Source organism: Ciceribacter ferrooxidans (genome assembly GCF_004137355.1).
GTDB classification, from domain to species: Bacteria; Pseudomonadota; Alphaproteobacteria; order Rhizobiales; family Rhizobiaceae; genus Allorhizobium; species Allorhizobium ferrooxidans.
Genome location: NZ_SDVB01000339.1, coordinates 1 through 273, shown reverse-complemented (window position 1 = coordinate 273; position 273 = coordinate 1). Strand labels below are relative to the sequence as shown.

At 56.4% G+C, this 273-nt stretch carries 1 protein-coding gene; it reads right to left on the bottom strand.

Annotation, left to right across the window (positions count from 1 at the left end):
* A partial coding sequence (locus EUU22_RS22205) for a hypothetical protein (protein ID WP_165351264.1) occupies positions 1-249 on the bottom strand: 249 nt, incomplete at its 3' end.
* Between the last annotated feature and the right edge of the window lie 24 nt (positions 250-273).

The following is a 273-nucleotide window of genomic DNA, read 5'->3' as shown; positions in this document are numbered from 1 at the left end:
CAACTTCTTCTCGATCACTCCATCCAGGGCACGGCGCTTGATGTCGTACTCCTGTTTGCGCAAATTCGAAATCTGACCTTGCGACGCCTCGAGAAGCTCGGATGCAAGAACGGGCTTCCCGTCGATGAGCGCCACGGGCGGCTCCGTGGAAGCCGAGGGAGTTCCGGCGAAGGACAGTGCCGCAAAGGCTAGCAGCACGGCGCCGCCAAGGTAGCTATTCAATCCAACTTCAAAGGTCTTCATAGTCATTGGTTAGATCTGCAATGCTCTGTG